The sequence below is a fragment of the Fibrella aestuarina BUZ 2 genome (assembly GCF_000331105.1).
Classification (GTDB): Bacteria; Bacteroidota; Bacteroidia; order Cytophagales; family Spirosomataceae; genus Fibrella; species Fibrella aestuarina.
The window spans coordinates 2,080,759-2,096,225 of sequence record NC_020054.1 but is presented as its reverse complement, the minus strand read 5'-3'; the positions used below and the strand labels follow the sequence as shown (position 1 = coordinate 2,096,225).

General features: G+C 55.8%; 10 protein-coding genes. 6 read left to right on the top strand and 4 right to left on the bottom strand.

Translation table 11 applies throughout. The features are described 5' to 3' along the window. The 6 genes from FAES_RS08445 (at window position 1) to FAES_RS08420 (ending at window position 12,413) form a co-directional block, all read left to right on the top strand. A complete protein-coding gene (locus FAES_RS08445) occupies window positions 1-2,277 on the top strand; it encodes an alpha-L-rhamnosidase-related protein (RefSeq protein WP_015330782.1) in 2,277 nt (758 codons plus the stop codon). Window positions 2,278-2,596: 319 nt separating this feature from the next. Further along, entirely contained in the window at window positions 2,597-3,202 is a 606-nt protein-coding gene (locus FAES_RS08440; RefSeq protein WP_015330781.1) for an RNA polymerase sigma factor, read from the top strand. A 95-nt stretch (window positions 3,203-3,297) separates the two neighbouring features. Further along, the gene (locus FAES_RS08435; RefSeq protein WP_015330780.1) at window positions 3,298-4,425 is read left to right on the top strand and encodes a FecR family protein; all 1,128 of its coding nucleotides are present in this window, start codon (window positions 3,298-3,300) and stop codon (window positions 4,423-4,425) included. Between the two features lie 202 nt (window positions 4,426-4,627). After that, entirely contained in the window at window positions 4,628-7,978 is a 3,351-nt protein-coding gene (locus FAES_RS08430) for a TonB-dependent receptor (RefSeq protein ID WP_148289318.1), read from the top strand. A 13-nt stretch (window positions 7,979-7,991) separates the two neighbouring features. After that, window positions 7,992-9,713: a RagB/SusD family nutrient uptake outer membrane protein gene (locus tag FAES_RS08425; RefSeq protein ID WP_015330778.1), complete on the top strand. Its 1,722-nt coding sequence runs from the start codon at window positions 7,992-7,994 to the stop codon at window positions 9,711-9,713. A gap of 81 nt (window positions 9,714-9,794) precedes the next feature. After that, window positions 9,795-12,413: a glycoside hydrolase family 95 protein gene (locus FAES_RS08420; RefSeq protein ID WP_148289317.1), complete on the top strand. Its 2,619-nt coding sequence runs from the start codon at window positions 9,795-9,797 to the stop codon at window positions 12,411-12,413. A gap of 36 nt (window positions 12,414-12,449) precedes the next feature. Here the strand turns inward: FAES_RS08420 and FAES_RS08415 are convergent, their stop codons facing one another. From FAES_RS08415 to FAES_RS08400, 4 genes are all read right to left on the bottom strand, one after another. Next, window positions 12,450-13,298, bottom strand: a complete 849-nt coding sequence (locus FAES_RS08415; protein ID WP_229364449.1) for a hypothetical protein — start codon at window positions 13,296-13,298, stop codon at window positions 12,450-12,452. A 387-nt stretch (window positions 13,299-13,685) separates the two neighbouring features. Beyond that, the gene (locus FAES_RS08410; protein ID WP_041257673.1) at window positions 13,686-13,892 is read right to left on the bottom strand and encodes a YodC family protein; all 207 of its coding nucleotides are present in this window, start codon (window positions 13,890-13,892) and stop codon (window positions 13,686-13,688) included. A 386-nt stretch (window positions 13,893-14,278) separates the two neighbouring features. Then, window positions 14,279-14,641 carry a hypothetical protein gene (locus FAES_RS08405; protein ID WP_041257672.1) on the bottom strand — a complete coding sequence of 121 codons (363 nt, stop codon included), beginning with the start codon at window positions 14,639-14,641 and terminating at the stop codon, window positions 14,279-14,281. A 348-nt stretch (window positions 14,642-14,989) separates the two neighbouring features. Then, window positions 14,990-15,448 carry a hypothetical protein gene (locus tag FAES_RS08400; RefSeq protein WP_041257671.1) on the bottom strand — a complete coding sequence of 153 codons (459 nt, stop codon included), beginning with the start codon at window positions 15,446-15,448 and terminating at the stop codon, window positions 14,990-14,992. Between the last annotated feature and the right edge of the window lie 19 nt (window positions 15,449-15,467).

Here is a 15,467-nt window from a genome sequence, read left to right as displayed (position 1 = left end):
ATGCGATCCTTTTTGCTGGCTCTGTTTTCGCTGACCGTGTCGTCGCTATGGGCGCAGGCGCCGCTGGCTCCGGTGGCGCTGCGTACCGATTTACTGCTGCATACCGACAAGGTCTGGCAACGCGGTTTTCTGACCACGCTGACGCCCGAAACAGCACCCGACTCCCTGCAAATGGCCTTGGTCCGCAGCGAACGACCCTCCTTTAGCTGGCAACTACCCGACACCCGCACTGGCTATCGACAGACGGCCTGGCAGCTAGTGCTAAGCTCGTCGCGGGCCAACTGCGCCGCCGGGCGGGGCGACGTATGGGATTCGGGGAACGTACCCAGCGATCAGAGTGTAGGCGTGTTGCTGCCAGCCGGACGGCGCTTACAGCCCAATCGGGTCTACTACTGGAAAATCCGGGTCTGGGACGACCGGCGACGGGCTAGCCCCTATTCGGCGATCCGGGTATTCCGCACCGCCCCCGAGTTGGCCGACTACGCCACGAGCCATTATCCGCTCGTGAAGGAGCAGCAGAAACCGGCCCGGCAACGTACCCAGCCCAACGGCGCGCGGCTGTATGACTTTAGTAACGACGCCTTTGGGCAGGTATGGCTTACCGCCCAAACGACAGCCACCACCGACTCGCTGGTGCTGCACCTGGGCGAAGCGCTCACGCCCGGGGGTGCGGTGCAGCGTAAACCGCCCGGCACCATCCGCTACCGGCGGCTCATCTTGCGGCTGCGCCCCGGCACGCACACGTACCCGGTGCCGATCCCGCCCGACAAGCGTAACACCGGCCCCAAGGCGATTATGATGCCCGGTTACATCGGCGAAGTGCTGCCGTTTCGGTACATCGAGCTCGAACGGCCCGCTGCTACGGTGCAGGTGGGGGAGTTAGTGCGTCACGTCGTCACGTACCCGTTCGATGATACCGCCGCGACCTTCGGTAGCTCCGACACCACGTTGAATCGGGTTTGGGCGCTGTGCAAACACACCATCAAAGCCACCTCGTTTACGGGCTATTACGTCGACGGTGACCGCGAACGGATTCCTTACGAAGCCGACGCGCTGATCAATCAATTGGCGCACTACGCGACCGATGGGGAGTATACCATGGCCAAACGCTCGCTCGATTACCTCATTTTTCACGCCACCTGGCCTACTGAGTGGTCCTTGCAAAACGTACTGATCGCCTGGAACGACTACCGCTACTCGGGCGACGCGCGCAACCTGACCCGCCTCTATACCGACCTAAGCGCCAAACTGCTGCTACCGCTGGCCCGGCCCGATGGCCTCATCAGCACCCGCACCGGTTTACAAACGCCTGCTTTCAAAGCATCGATTCACTACGAAACCTTCGACGGGCGCCCCACCCTTCAGGACATCGTCGACTGGCCGCAACAGGGCGTACTAGGCCTGGGCAAGAGAGAAGCGGGCGAAACCGATGGCTTCGTCTTCTGCGACTACAATGCGGTCGTGAACGCCTTCCATTACCAGGCCCTGCGCTACATGGCCGACCTGGCGGACCAACTCGGTCAATCCGCCGACGCGGCGCAGTTCCGGCAGCGCGGTGAGCAGGTTAAACGGGCCTATCAGGCTACGTTTATCGACCCTGCCACGGGCCTTGTAGCCGATGGCGACAGCACCCGCCACGCATCGTTGCACGCCAACATGATGGCGCTGGCGGTTGGGCTGGTGCCCGAGGCCAACCGAGCGCGGGTACTGGCGCATATCCGGTCGCGGGGTATGGCCTGTAGCGTCTACGGCGCGCAATTTCTGCTCGACGCCCTGTACAACGCGCATGAAGCCGACTATGCCCTCTCGCTCCTGACCTCGACCGCCGAACGGAGCTGGTACAACATGATTCGGACCGGTTCCACGATGACTACCGAAGCCTGGGACACGCGCTACAAACCCAACCAGGACTGGAACCACGCCTGGGGAGCCGCCCCGGCCAACGTAATCGTGCGGAAACTGATGGGCGTCGAACCGCTGACCCCGGCCTTTGGCGTCATTCAGGTAAAACCCCAACCCGGCGCGCTGAACCAGGCGTCGCTACAGCTACCCACCCTGCACGGGCCCGTGCGCGTAGCGTTCACCCAACGTACCCAGCGATGGTACATGCGACTGACGCTGCCCGCTAACTCGCGGGGCGTCGTGTACGTACCCCGCCTCAGCCCAACCGCCACCCTCTGGCAAAACGGCCGCCAGCTTACCCCGCCCGCCGACAAACACAGTTGGCAACTGACCAACGTACCCAGCGGCACCCATCAATGGGAAGTCAGGCCCTAAAATAGGTAGCCGGTACAGTATGAAACAACGCAACGTAGGTATTACCCGCCTACAGATTCCTTATTTTAAGCGAAAACCGTAGCTTTCCGCTATCAACAAACGAATTACTCATACATAGAAAATGCATGAGCCCCCTGCTAGCGGCTGATCGGCCAGCTGCTAGGAGACCAATACGGGTTTGCAGCCTTTACTAGTCTGGATTCAGCGTCGATACGTTCCGGTTTGAAACCGTCTTGTGAGGCTTTACTGTGGCTGGCAACCTAGGCCGGTAAACAGGGCAAATGCAACAAACCCAAATCGACGTAAACGCTACCGTAACTTGGCAACTGATCGCCCACCTCCCTTTGAAACGGACGCCCTTCTTTGGAAGGCGTTTACAAAAGGCAATACCCAGGCCTTTGAGCAGCTGTATCGTGCTCATGCGGGACCGCTGCTCACGTATGGGAAGCGATTACACCCCAACTCCGCTGCGGTAGCCGATGCGGTACAAGACGTTTTTCTGGAAATCTGGAAATACCGCGCCACCCTGACTACGCCCGCCAACATCCGGTATTATCTGTTGCGCATCATGCGCAATCGGCTGACAGGCTCCCTCTCCCTCCGGTCGGACCCATTACACCAAGCCGATGACCTGGACGGTGTTGAAAACCTGCTGAGCATTCCTTCGGTCGAAACGTTACTGTCGGATCTGGATAGGCGCGAGCTTCAGGTAAACCGCCTGCGTCGGGCTGTCGATACCCTACCAGCCCGGCAGCAGGAAGCCCTTGTGCTGGCCTATTACCACCAACTCAGCAATGAGGAGATTGCCTCCCTGATGGGTATAAACACGCAGTCTGTCATCAACAATATAAACAGGGCTATTCACGCGCTGCGCCAGCTGCTGATCAGCGTCCTGTTGCTGGCCAGTTGGTCCCTGATGACCTGAGTCGATCCAACCCGGCGTCATTTATAAAATTATTTTTAGAAATAATGAGTTAAAACCGATACAGTCCTTCTCTTGCCTTCGAGACGAGATTCAGAATGGACTATACCAACTATAATGCGGAAGACTTAGCGGCCGATTCTGCCTTCCGACAATGGGTCATGCAACCCAACCCGGCAACGGATCAGTTCTGGATAGGCCTACTCCAGGAAAACCCTCAGCTAGTTGCCATCGTAGTAAGGGCCATTCATTTGCTGCAACAGCTAAGCCGGGCCACCGATCCCGGGGCACTCTCTGTGGCCGACGCCGACCAGCTGGAGGCGATCTGGCAACACTTACGCAGCCGCATCGAGCAGGAAACCACGGAACCCATCCCCGTTGGGCGTATCATCCGGCATACACCATCCTGGCAGCGCTGGGCCGTGGCGGCGGGCGTGGCCCTGGTACTGAGCGCAGGCTGGTGGTTTACCCAAACCGACACAACCGCCCCCATCGCCGGCCAGTTGTCGCCAACGGCTTCTATGGACCAGGCCAGTCAGCACGAAGCGGTAAATACTACCGCTCACCCTGTAACCATCACGCTGAGCGACGGCAGTTCGGTACAACTCCAGCCCGGCAGCCGGTTGCGTTACGCCAAATCGTTTGCCGCCAACAGGCGCGAGGTTGACCTACAGGGCGAAGCCTTTTTTAACGTCACGAAGAATCCAGCCCGGCCTTTCCTCGTATTCGCCGGCGGCACCGTAACGAAAGTGGTCGGTACGAGCTTTCACGTACAGGCCTACGACCAGGATAAAACGGTTCGGGTGATTGTTCGAACGGGCCGGGTATCGGTGTTTGCCCGTCGCAATTTCGACCGGATGGATCAGGCCGCCACGTCGCAGGTAGCTGGGGTGGTGCTGACGCCCAACCAACGGGCCACGTTCGAGCGAACAACCGAACAACTGGCCAAAGACCTGATTGAGCAGCCAGTTCCCGTTTCTTCGGTTACTCAGCCGTTAAGTTTCGACGACAAGCCTGTCTCAGATGTACTGGCTATCCTGGAAAAGCAGTACGGGCTGGATATCGTGTTTGATGCGCAACTCCTGAGCCAGTGCCCGATCACAACAACCTTGTCAGCCAACGAAGGGCTTTATCAGCGTCTTGACCGCATATGCCGGGCGATTGGCGCCTCCTACGAAGTCGTAGACGGGCAACTGATCATCACCAGCACCGGCTGTACTTCCTAACCGCTAGCTGCCTATGTAACACCCTGCGTCTATTGCCAAAAAAGCCGGTAATGGTTCCAGCATTACCGGCTCATAACACGTTCCGCCGCTGATCAATGGCCTCACTGCTGAGGCACGGGGAGCTTTTGCCCTTACAAACCGAACAAAAACAAGTGAATGTATGCAACTTCTATCAAAATCGTACAGGCTACCGTACCTGGTCATGCGAAGAACCGTATATCAGCTTTTGATTGCACTGGTATTCGTGGGTATTTCCAAAGCCTACGATGCCCACGCTCAAGAACTCCTGAACCGTAAAGTCACCCTACAACTGACGAACCTGCCGATCAAAACGGTACTCTCTCAACTGAGTAAGCAAACTAACGTTCGGTTTACATACAGTTCAGCGCTGATTCGGGGGGAGCGAAAGGTATCCATCAACGTAAGCAATCAGCCCCTGGGCAACGTCCTGAACGAACTGCTGGTGCCGCTGAAAATCGAGTACCGGGTCGATGCCGACGAGGTGGTACTGAACCCAGCCCCCACCGGTAGTGCAACCGAGAGCCGCAGCCCGGTAAACCAGACCAATGACGATAAGCTCGGCACCAAGCCCGCCGACATCACGGTGACCGGCACCGTTGTCGATGAGAAAGGCGAAAAGCTACCCGGGGTAAGCATCGTGATCAAAGGCACTACCCGGGGTACGAACACCCTGGGCGACGGCACCTTTTCGATCAACGTACCCGACGCCGACGCCGTCCTTATTTTTTCATTCGTGGGCTACGTACCCCAGGAACTAACCGTAGGCAACCGGACGGCGCTCAACATTGCCCTCAAGCTGGACGATAAATCACTTGATGAAGTGGTGGTCATTGGCTACGGTACAGCCAAGAAGCGCGACATTACCGGGGCCGTAGCCCGAGCCGACCTCAACGCCTTCAAGGAAGCCCCCAACGTGAGCCTGCTCCAATCGCTGCAAGGCTCGGTACCGGGGTTAAATGTGGGGGCCACCACGCAGGCCGGACAGGATCCCACCATCAGCATTCGGGGGCGCAACTCCATCTCAGGCAGTACGGCGCCGCTCATCGTGCTGGACGGAATCATCTACCGGGGTAGCATCGTCGACATCAACCCGAATGATATTGCGTCCGTCGATATTCTGAAAGATGCCAGTGCCGCAGCCGTATACGGTTCGCAGGCAGCGAATGGGGTAATCCTGATTACGTCAAAAACCGGAAAAGGTACCAAGAAACCCACCGTTGAATACAGCGGCTCCTACTCCCTACAGGAAATCACGAACAAAGCCATGTTGCCCGATAATGCCGCTGGTTTCCTGCAAAAGAAAGCCGACCGCTACATATCGCTGAGCCGCACCGGGTCTGGCCTTACGCAGGAGAATCCGACCTGGGATGTCACCAAATTCGTATCGCCCCAGGTTCTGGCGGGTATTCAGAACGGCACCGATACCAACTGGTGGGAGTTGCTGACCAACAGACGGCCGTTCATCATGAACCATGACCTGAGCATCAGCGGACGCACCGAACAAAGTTCCTACTTTTTCTCGCTGGGGTATACGAAGCAACAAAACGTTGTCAAGAACGACGATTACCAACGCTACAACTTCCGGGTCAACCTGGACTCGAAAGTGACCAACTGGATGAAGGTAGGCCTTCAGTCGTTTTACGGCCTAAGCGACTATTCGGGCGCGGCCCCCAGCCTCGATGATGTACAGTATGAAGTGCCGCAACTATCGCCCTACGATGCCACCGGGGCGCTGCTCCGTATGCCGGATAACGCCCGGGTCAACCCGCTGCTTCAGATTGGGCAGCAGAATCTGGAAAAACGCAGCACCCTTTTCGGCCTGCTCTTCGCCGACATCAGTATCCCGTTTGTGAAGGGGCTGAGTTACCGACTGAACTTCTCCCAAAATCTAATCGACGGTAAAACCTATAACTTCAGTTCGTTTGCCCAGAATTTCAACGGCGAAGCGGCCAAACTGAATTCAAGTCAGTACCTGGCCACGCTGGACAATATCGTCACGTACCAGAACTCGTTCGGCCCGCACGCGGTCAATGCCACGCTGCTGTACGGCACCGAGCGACGTACCTTCGAAAGCACAAACGCGTATGCAGCGTTCTTCACCAACGATGTACTGGGGTACAACAAGCTGGACGCCGGCCAGGCTGGTCTGCAATCGACTACGTCAAACGCCTGGAAGGAAGCCAGCCTGTATTCGATGGCCCGCCTGATTTACTCGTTCAGGGACAAATACGTCGTTACGGGCACCGTGCGCCGGGACGGGTTCTCCGGCTTCAGCGAAACCAATAAGTTTGGGGTATTTCCCTCACTGGCTATGGCGTGGGCACTGAGCGAAGAGGGGTTCCTGAAAGACAAGATTTCGGTGCTGAATGAGCTGAAACTGCGGGCTTCGTACGGAGTTAGTGGCAACCGAACGCTGGGCCGCTACCAGACGCTGGCCAAGATGACCGCCAATGTAGGCAACGGGTATTTGTATGGCGATGGGGGCGCAGCCCAGCAGGGTCAATTTTTGAGTGCGCTGGCCAATAGTGATCTGAAATGGGAATCGACCCAGGCCGCCAACTTCGGGCTGGATTTTGCCCTCTTCAAGAACCGGCTGTCGGGTAGTTTCAACACCTATATTTCCAACACCTACAACCTCCTCTTCAACGTGGACCTGCCGGTTGCCAACGGCCTGACCAGCACGCCCGCCAACATCGGTAAGCTGCGCAATACGGGGCAGGAGCTCACCCTCTCGGGTCGCCCCATCGAACGGCCTGATTTCACCTGGGACATGACGGTCAATTTTGCCCGCAACCGCAACAAGGTTGTCAGCATTCTGGGGATCGACGCCAACAAAGACGGGGTTGAGGATGATCTGGTTTCGTCCAAGATATTCATCAACCAGCCGTATGGGGTCGCCTACGATTTCAACATCATCGGCATGTGGCAGGTGGCCGATGCCGAGGCCAACCGGATTCCCGCCGGCTTTACCTACGGCACCTATAAAGTGGAAGACCTGAACGGCGACGGTGCCTACACGGCCGCCGCCGACCGTAAGATTCTGGGTTACACCGACCCCTCCTACCGATTCAGCATTCAGAATAGTTTCCGGTACAAAGCCTGGGAATTCAGCTTCTTTATCAACTCCATCCAGGGGGGCAGCAAGTATTATTACGGCCAGCCGGGTAATGCGCTGCCCAACCCGGACAACATATCGAATGGTAATATTTTCAAATTCGATTACTGGACGCCCGAAAAGCCAAACGCCCGCTACCGGCAGATTGGCTACTACACCGTGGCGCTGGGCGAAACCTTCTCGCCCTACGTTCAGCGCAATTTCGTTCGGCTTCAGAACGTGACGCTGTCCTACAATCTACCGCAGACGCTGACTCAGAGAATGAAGCTCAACCGGGTCAAGTTATTCCTGAACGGCAAAAACCTGGTCACCCTGACCGACTGGGACGGCTGGGACCCTGAAACCGGTACGGGCCTGGACCGGTCGGCCTACCCCCTCCTGCGGAATTACACGGCTGGGCTGAACATCGAATTTTAACCTCTTCACTGCGATGAAAAAATTACTCACCTATTGCATGACCCTGCTCGTGGGTATGAGCCTGGTCATGTCGTGTAACGAAGACACCTTCCTCAAAGAGGAACCACTGGACTTTTACTCGCCTGACAACTCACTGGAAACCAGCGCGCAGTTCCAGCTGTCGATCAACTACCTGCACAATCGACTGCGCGCCATTGCCTTTGGAGGTATCGACCTCGATTCGTATTTCGCGTTGCGCTACGCGACCGACTTCGCCGTAAACGGAACCGATTATCAGCCCGCCGTAAAGCTGAACGACTACAAGAATACGATGGTCCCTACCTACAACGTACCCCAGGTTATCTGGCAGAATGTCTATCAGATCATCGCCAACGCCAACGTCGTGATCAACCGCTCGGCTACGGCTGGCAAACTGTCGGAAGCGGACAAAAAAATATTCAGAGCGCAGGGCCTGTTTTTCCGGGCGTGGGGCTATAACATGCTCGCCAATCTGTATGGGGGCGTGCCGCTGATAACGGAAGAAATTGCCACACCGCGCCGGGATCTGGTGCGCGCTACCCGCGATCAGGTGTATGCCCAGTGCAAAGCAGACCTGACCGAAGCCATTGCCTCGCTGCCCAACATCGACGTGGCGAAAGACGGGGCCGTCAACAAACAGATTGCCCAGCACATACTGGCCGAGGTGAACATTTCCCTGAAAGCCTACGACGAGGCTATTGCCGCCGCCACGCAGGTTATCAGTTATCCCGGCGTCAGTCTGATGACCGCCCGCTTCGGCACGCGTAAGGATAAGCCGGGGGACGTCTACCGCGATCTGTTCGAACTGGGCAACCAGAACCGGACCAGTGGCAACCGGGAAGGGCTGTACATCATTCAATCCGACTACCTCAACCCGGCCTCTGCCCAGCGCGATGCCCAGCAGTGGGCCGTTATGTCGGGGATACAGAACGTAACGATCCGCTCGTCGGTGGATGGTAAGAGCGTCAGCGCCGTGAAGGGACCGAACGAAAAATGGAGCGGGCGCGGGATCGGCTGGATGCGGCCCACTTCTTTTGTGCTGTATGGCATGTGGGCGAGCAGTGGCCGCGACGATATCCGCAATTCGGAGTATAACATCATTCGGGATTTTCAGATCGATGGCGTACCCACCACCTCGCCTGATTACGGCAAATGGTACGTGAAAGACGGCTACAAGGCAAAAGCCACCGGCTTTATCGACACCATTCGCTACTGGTTTCCTATTCTGAAGAAGAATACGATTTCGGCCGGCGACTTCCCCGATGCGTATTTCCAGAAAGATGCGGCGGGCAACGTACTTACGTCGCCGTTGGGTGGCCGGTTGCTGATCAACGGCAGTGATCTGTTCCGCGACAATTACCTGGTGCGGCTCCCCGAAACCTACTTCCTGCGCGCCGAAGCGTACATCAGGAAGGGCGACAACGCCAGTGCTGCTACCGACCTGAACGTGGTTCGGGCGCGGGCCAAAGCCCCTCCTATTACTGCCGCCGACGTATCGATCGACTTCCTGCTCGATGAGCGGATGCGCGAGCTGTATTCGGAAGAGTTCCGGATGGTGACGCTCACCCGCATGGGCAAGTTGTATGACCGGAACAAGAAATACAACGAAAAAGCGGGCTTGAGCATCGAACCCTATCACAACCTGTGGCCGATTCCGTTCAGCGAAATCAACCGGAACGTCAACGCGGTTCTGGAACAAAACCCCGGCTACAATTAACGTCTTACCTCCCACCGTGACGATAGCCCGTCGGACCCTCGTGTTGGGCGGGCTTCACTTTCTTTATTCTTCTTTATGCTGATGAACGCATTTCTTGTTAGCCTGGCCTTACTCTGGACGAACGCAGCGCTCGCGCAGGGCAGACGTACCGGCGCCAACCGGCAGGACCTAACGTTATGGTACGACAAACCCGCCGCCGCCTGGACCGAAGCCCTGCCGATTGGCAATGGCTACATGGGAGCCATGCTTTTCGGCGGTGTCGAACAGGAGCATCTGCAACTGAACGAAGGCACGTTGTATTCGGGCGATCCGTCAGGTACGTTCACAGCGATCGATGTGCGGAAAAAATTCAAGGCTGTTGACTCGCTGGTCAAGCAGGGCAACTACAAGGAAGCGCAGAACCTCGTGGCGGCCGACTGGCTGGGCCGAAATCACCAGGACTACCAGCCCCTCGGCGATTTATGGATGGCGTTTACCCATACTGGCCCGGTTACGAAGTATCGGCGTTCGCTCGACCTGTCAACCGGGATTTCGCAGATTCAGTACACGGTAGCCAATACCACCTACAGGCGGGAAATTTTTGCCAGTTACCCCGACCGGGTCATTGTGATCAGGCTACTGGCCGAGGGGAAAGAAACAATAAACGGTGAGATCCGTTTTTCAACGCCTCACAAGCCCCTGGCCCGCTATTCAGCGTCAGCCGATCAACTGATCATGGCCGGCAAAGCACCGGGATTTGTGCTGCGGCGCACCGTAAAACTGGTGCAGAAGTTAGGCGATCAGCACAAATACCCTGAGGTGTTTGCCAAAGACGGGTCGGTCTTACCCAACGCCTCGGACGTGCTGTATGGCGCTGATGCAACTGGCTGGGGCATGGGGTTTGAAGCCCGCCTACGGGCTACGCAGCAAGGTGGCACCCTTCAGGCTACCGACCAGACCATCAAAATCAGCGGAGCCCGTGAGGTGCTGCTTGTCCTGACATGCGCAACCAGCTTCAACGGTTTTGATAAGAGCCCGGTCACGCAGGGGCTCAACCCGGCAGCTTCCACGCAAAAATACCTCGCCTCGGTAGCTGGTCGGTCGTACGACGATTTGGCCAAAACCCATCTCTCCGATTACCAACACCTGTTCAGCCGCTCACAGCTACAGATCGGGACGGTGAGCGACCAGTCGGCCCGGACGACGGATCAGCGCATTGCGCTGTTTGCCAACGGCAAAGACCAATCGCTGGTTGGCTTGCTCTACCAGTTTGGCCGGTACCTCATGATCGCGGGCTCCCGCCCCGGTGGCCAGCCCCTGAACCTGCAGGGTATCTGGAACGATAAGGTTATTCCGCCCTGGAACGGCGCCTATACCGTCAACATAAACGCCCAGATGAACTACTGGCCCGCCGAACTCACCAATCTGTCGGAGTGCCACGAACCGTTTTTGACAGCCGTGCGCGAACTGGCCATAAACGGGGCCGTAACGGCCAGAGCCATGTACGGCAACAACGGTTGGGTCGTGCATCATAACACCGACATCTGGCGGCATACCGAGCCGGTCGATTACTGTAACTGTGCCTTCTGGCCGATGGCCGGGGGCTGGCTGACAAGCCATTTCTGGGAACGCTACCTGTTTCGGGGCGATACAACCTTCCTGAGAACGGACGTCTATCCACTTCTGAAAGGCGTCGTTCTGTTTTATAAAGACTGGCTGATTCCCAACAAGGATGGCTATCTGGTAACGCCGATTGGCCACTCGCCGGAGCATGCCTTCGTGTATGGCAACGGGCAAACATCGACGCTGAGTCCGGGCCCGACCATGGATATGGCCATCATCCGCGAGTCGTTTACCCGTTTTATCGAAGCGTCGGATAAACTGGGTACGTCGGAGCAGCCGCTTTATGACGAGATAAAGGCCAAGCTGGCCAAACTGCTGCCCTACCAGATCGGTAAATATGGTCAACTTCAGGAGTGGCAATTCGATTTTGAGGATGGCGAAAAAGAGCACCGGCACATCTCCCATCTGTATGGCTTTCACCCGTCGAATCAGATCAATCCGTACACGACCCCGGAGCTGACGGCTGCGGTTGCCACCTCCATGGAACGCCGGGGCGATAAGGCTACGGGCTGGTCGATGGGCTGGAAGATAAACGTTTATGCCCGCCTGCAAGACGGCGACAAGGCCCACAAGCTGCTGACGAATCTGGTGCATCTGGTGCAGGAAGACGGCACGAAGATGGTGGGCGGGGGCCTGTACCCCAATCTGTTTGATGCGCACCCACCTTTCCAGATCGACGGTAATTTCGGAGCCACCGCCGGCATTGCCGAGATGCTCGTTCAAAGTCATGCCGGTGACATTCAATTACTTCCTGCCCTGCCGAAAGCTTGGCCCAACGGCAAAATTACCGGCCTCAGAGCCCGAGGTGGCTTTGTCGTCGACATCGAATGGGCGAATAGCCGTTTAAGAAAAGCCACCATTCGGTCAGAACTAGGTGGCGTATGCCGGGTACGAACCAGCCAAAAAGCAACGGTGGTGGGGGTCAGTGCCGTGCCAGCGACGGGCCGCAATCCAAATCCGTTGTTCTCATTTATCGACCCCGGCAAACCCCTCGTTTCCAACGCAGCAAAGCGCCCGATTACGCCACTACCCGGCGGCTACGTGCAGGCGTTTCAGACCACCGCAGGGCAGGTGTACGAGCTCAATGGAACGCTCTGAACCGGGCCTTCGGGTGAGCCATCGGACGTTACGGATTTAGTGGGCGACGTAGTTCAGCAGGCTTTGCAGGTCCTGATTGATCGACCGCACCGAGGCCTGTAGCTGATTCAACATGTTGGCGCGGGTGTGCAGGTCGTCGGCCTGATACCTTCCTCCTTTTCCGAAAAAAAGCTGTTGCTGCTCGGCTGTAGTGTTCGGCACCACGTAGCGTTGCCAGCGCTGCCGGATATTGGCCCGAATGGACGTTTGTTTTGTGTTGCTGAAGCCCTTTTCATTCAATACGTACCAGATAAATGGCGAGTACGTGGCCGACTGGTCCGTCGGCGCCCAGATGTCGGCCAGCAGGTTGCGCTCGTGCAGAAACGGAACCGCTTTGTTCGACGAAAACGCCGCCGCGCCACCCAGCCCGGCGCTGACCAGGCCCCCACCAATGCCCACTGTCTTGTCGACGCCATCGGCCTGAATCAGCGACGTCGCCACCGTAGTCGCCGCCCCAATGACGACCGACAGCAACGTCAGGTTGCGGATACGTTTCTGGTCTTGCTGATCCAGGAACGTACCCAGCTGATCGGCCCGTTCGCCTTCACAATCAAGCTCGGCCGCCAGACTGGCAATCTCCGTCGATACCTGCAACAGCCGCTGCTGGATCTGCTGTTGAATAATCACTCGGTCGAGCTGATTCTGAAGACTGGCGCGCTGCGGCAGTCGGGCCAGGGCCTGCAACAGCGGAATGATGCCCGCCGCGTTGGCCAGCAACAGGTCGTGCGCCGACAGATGATTAGTCAGGCTGGTATCAGTGGGAAGCGCGGGCAAGGGCCGATAGCGCTCATTATACCGGTACGTCAGGGCCGGTTCGCAGTAATTACCAACCGCTCCCGTCGTCACCAGCGATCGATTAAGGGTGCAGCCTGCACACAGAAAAATAAAACAGAGAAATCCTGCACACCGCATATGAAATAACGTCGCCTTTTGTTGATCAATCGGCTTGGCTTTGCACCCAACCGGGGATAGACTGACGCGGTGGCCGTGCATTTTTGGGATAGCTTTTCGGCGCGGCTAAGCCTGCTTGTCGCGCCGAAAAGCTATCCCAAAAATGCACGGCAAAAGTAAGGGGCATCTCGGACAACGCCCACAAGGGCTGATGGCCGCAACGCTAATCACTACCAGGTACGTTTCTCTGTCCTTTACACCTTTTTTTGTTGGGTTGCCACATGACCTCGCAGTCTGCTGCCTGTCGACGGAGATCCGCCCACGCCAAGCAAACACAACCGATCAAGCTAACTGCAAGGAAGTAACGGGAAATGTCTCTTGCTGCAAAGTTCCTGTTGCATCAAACCATTGGCATTTAACTTGCTCTCTATCCTCCTCGAGATTAATCAGTATTTTACCGGCTCCGTATTTTTTCCCGTAGCCTGTGACTGTCATGTTAGGACTGCCTGATTTAAGTTTAACTACGCTACCAATCGAGATTTGTTCCATTGTGTTGTATTTCTTTTTTCATCAAGCACTAAGCTCAAAACTCACCAATCGGAGTGTTTAGTCTGTGTCAGCAGGTACGTGGCAAACCAGTAAAAAACGTTCTGTCGCACGGGATTTAACCTGTCGGACGAGACGCAGAACGCCCACAAAAAAGCACTTTGTCACAGGTATGTTACTTTGTCGCACGAAACGAGGCAGGCGATAACGGCTTATGCGAGCACCCAACACCCCAAAGGGCTGATGGCCGAAAGATAGGCCAAACGCAGGTACGTTGCCTTGACCTTTTCACCCTTTGCCAGTTGGGCTGCCGCATGTGCCTAATCGCGTGATTCATGTCCCAGGTAAGAGGCCCCCGCAGAGCTAACCAACAACGCACAGTACCGATTTCAAAGTTGGTTCAACCAATTAACAAACCAACCGCTCGGCAATTTTACAGTTGAAAGGTCTAACGATTGCAATTCATCGTAGGGAAAAGTGCCGATAAGGTACAGATCCCATTGGGCATCGATATCACCAAGTACGTTGATTGTCGCTTGATCAATATTTAATTCTTCAATGTCCTTATCACTAATATGAACATCAAAGTAGAATTTACTGCACCAATTAGTGAAGTCCTGATGAGAGTATGATAGTGTTTGATTAACAATTTCAGTCAGAAGTTTTTTGAGATTTTCTTTCGTATGCTGAAGCAGAATCTCTTTTGCTCCTGTTTCGGTCAAGATGCCTCCTTTTTTAAACTTGTATGGCATAATCTTGTACAGAAAAGTTAATGTCTATAGTGTTTCCCTTGTCGGCCGAAACGCCATTTTCGCGTTCTGTCAACCGGACATTGACCTGTCGGTAGGCACGTGGCAAACCAGCAAGAAGCACTCATTACCAATTGGCTATCCTGTCGACCGGAACGTGAAACGCCCACTTAAAGGACTGAATCACCCAACGACCGCAAAGGCTGATGGATGAAGCAAGATAGGCTAAAATCAGGTACTTTGCCACCTTTACACCTTTGCCCACGTTGGGTGCCGCTCGGGCTAGCCGGACAGTCTCCTGTCGCCCGTGAGTGGCCCCGGCAACGCTAACCAAAAACGCATGGAAGCAAATTAGCGGTAGTTCTTCTCTATGAAGCGGTTGTAAAGTTCCCCGTAAGGCGTATCTCTAAAAACGTACTGCCTCATGTTTTGTAAATCAATGACAGCCCAGCCAGGTACAAGGGCAATTCGACGTTCTTGCCCGTTTTTGATTATCCTTGCATAGTAACTAGGTCCTATTTTTTGTTGAAAGTGTCTTTTTGATTTGACCTGTCCAATTAAAAATTTCAACGTATCAACATCCTGCCTGTCTAATTGAATTTTACTGACATGCCTTATAGTATCGACTGCTTTACTATGATGCTTTAGGCTGGCTGTTGATCCTCCCAAAGCGTATCCTTTGTAGATGAAAACAGCATCCGCAAAGCCCTTATCGGCCTGTTGACTCTTAGCCGTTTGATGGCAGGCTGTCATCAAACAGAGGACTAAAAGACTCCTGATAAGGTATGGAAGATGGGAATAAGATGCCATAAGATGAGTCGAGCAATGA